The sequence below is a fragment of the Terriglobus sp. 2YAB30_2 genome (assembly GCF_052114765.1).
GTDB lineage: Bacteria > Acidobacteriota > Terriglobia > Terriglobales > Acidobacteriaceae > Terriglobus.
On record NZ_JBFRFJ010000051.1, the window covers coordinates 1 to 2,111 of the forward strand.

4 protein-coding genes are annotated in these 2,111 nt (G+C 62.0%); 3 read left to right on the plus strand and 1 reads right to left on the minus strand.

What is annotated here, in order from left to right:
* Positions 1-17: 17 nt before the first annotated feature.
* The 3 genes from AB4Y89_RS24435 (at position 18) to AB4Y89_RS24445 (ending at position 1,670) form a co-directional block, all read left to right on the plus strand.
* Complete coding sequence (locus AB4Y89_RS24435) at positions 18-128, plus strand: hypothetical protein (RefSeq protein ID WP_442303557.1); 111 nt, start codon at positions 18-20, stop codon at positions 126-128.
* Positions 129-207: 79 nt separating this feature from the next.
* Positions 208-528 (plus strand): hypothetical protein, encoded by a 321-nt coding sequence (locus AB4Y89_RS24440; protein WP_442303554.1) that lies wholly within the window; start codon positions 208-210, stop codon positions 526-528.
* Positions 525-1,670, plus strand: a complete 1,146-nt coding sequence (locus AB4Y89_RS24445; protein ID WP_442303555.1) for a radical SAM protein — start codon at positions 525-527, stop codon at positions 1,668-1,670. The genes AB4Y89_RS24440 and AB4Y89_RS24445 overlap by 4 nt, the downstream gene beginning before the upstream one ends.
* Here AB4Y89_RS24445 and AB4Y89_RS24450 read toward each other — a convergent pair.
* Positions 1,610-2,111 (minus strand): hypothetical protein (locus AB4Y89_RS24450; protein WP_442303556.1); only part of this gene is annotated, 502 nt, incomplete at its 5' end. The two genes, AB4Y89_RS24445 and AB4Y89_RS24450, sit on opposite strands and share 61 nt — an antisense overlap.

Below are 2,111 nucleotides of genomic sequence, written 5' to 3' on the forward strand. Positions count from 1 at the left end.
CTGCGGTTGACAATTGGATCCACAAGTACAACCATGAGTACAACCATGATCGACGGCACTCCGCCCTCGGGATGCTCAGCCCCCTACGCTACGAGCAATCCCTGACAGACGCAGCAAAAGCTGCTTGAACCCCTGTCCACCATTCGGGGTGAACCTCAACCCGCCTGCCACGTCGAAGCGATCGAACTGCTGACCGACGCCAAGACGTTGAAGCAGCGATCACGGAACCGGAAGGTCTGTCACCGCTGCGAGCGAGATCCGATCTCCGATCCTCGCTTGCCGGCGATTCCGAGTGAAGGCGACCCCTGGCAGTGCGCCCACTGCCGCGGGCTGCTGCATCCCCGGCGCGGTGATTCTCCGCGCCTGTTCAAGGCACGGATGCAGCGCTACCACCAAGCGGCAGCCGGTATCCGCGCCGGATTCGCTGATTCCGGCATCGCCGTCACTCACCTCGATACCACCAACACCATCGACGGAGCGGCGAATCTGCTTGCCCTGCTACTAATTTCACGGAGCGTCTCGCGATGACCACTGTTGATCTGCCCACCCCCAGCCTGAGAACGAACAGCGACGGCTACGGCCATGCCCGCATGCCGCGCGGCGGGAACCTGCCCGAACCGGATCGCATCGACCGCGTGGCCTACGGTCGCTTCCGTAACGTCTACCTCTACATCACCGAAGCCTGCCAACTTCGTTGCGAGCACTGCTACATGGGCGAACGGCTCGACCGGGCACTGAAGATGCCCTTGCCGCAGATCGTGGAAACGCTCACCACCTGGCGACGGATGGGCGGCGACAAACTGACCATCCTCGGCGGCGAGCCGACGCTGCACCCGCACTACTGCGAAGTGATCCGCCTCAGCCGGAAACTCGGCTACGGCCATGTCATCACCACCACGAATGCGCAGAAACCGGCGCTGCGACGGTTCCGCCAGCTGGAACCCGACGACTTCGCGTACATCCAAGTCAGTTTGGACGGAGGCAGCGGGGAGAGTCATGACGCCATTCGCGGTGCAGGCACTTTCACTCGAGCGCTGGAAACCACCGCCGAGTTGACTCGACGTGGCTTCGACACTCGCATCATCTGCACGGTCAACAAGGCGAACGAGCGTGACGTGCTGCAGCTGCTCGACATCGCTGATTATCTGGGTGTCAGCCTGGTGAAGTTCCATGTCTTCTCGACTATCGGCACGGGGCACGGCAACGCGGAGATGGCGATGAACCCGCTGGAATGGGTCACGTTCTGCGACCGCCTTAACGATGCTGCACCGCAATACAAGACGCGGGTGTGGTACCAGCCGACCTACGCCCGGCGTGATCAGATGGAGCGCTACGCGGCCGAGGGCTACCAAGGGTGCATCGGTCGGACGCTGGATCGGATCTCGATCTTCCCGGACGGCCGCTGCTATGTCTGCTCGTTCCTCTTCGACACCGAGCTGCACTTCGCCCAGATGGTAGACGGCCAGGTGCAGCTGAACCACGGCGTCAATGAGTTCGATCTGTTTACCAGCGCATTGGCCGAAAGCTCCTGTGGCGGCTGCAAAGCCAGCGCCTGCCAGGGTGGCTGCCCTGCCGAGGAACTGGTGATGGGCCGCGCCTCGTGCACAGCCTACGGCGACATCGTGCCGGTCTGCCGGTTGTGGAAATCCAGCGCCAAGCCAGAGGAATGAGGACCCCGATGGACGAGATGGATCGCATCGCCGAGAATTTGTGCTGGATTGACTGGAACGACATCAACGATGTCGAAGTAAACTGCCGCGAAGCCTTGAACGAACTCGCTGCGGAACCGCGAATTGTGCGGTCTCGGCTTGACGATCTGCCCAACCGGCCGGAACTGCTGGCCATGTGCGAGCACTACGACATCCTCGACAAGGTCGTACTGCACAGCGACGACGACCCCGGGATTCGCATCCGGTTGCACATCTTCCTGCCCGGCTACTTCGATCGCCCGCACAACCATCGATGGTCCTACGCTGACGGCGCTCGCTGAATTTCCCCACTGACGCTCATCGAAATTCCCATTTGTCCCGTGTGGCTCCGCCGTGAAGGGCGGGCCTCCTCCGAAGCTGGTGGTTACCACACCTGACCAGCTCTTTCGTTCGGAGGAGGCC

What these genes read in the sequence shown, in the direction of transcription:
- AB4Y89_RS24445 (WP_442303555.1), top strand. Translation starts at nt 525, where the DNA reads ATGACCACTGTTGATCTGCCCACCCCCAGCCTGAGAACGAACAGCGAC.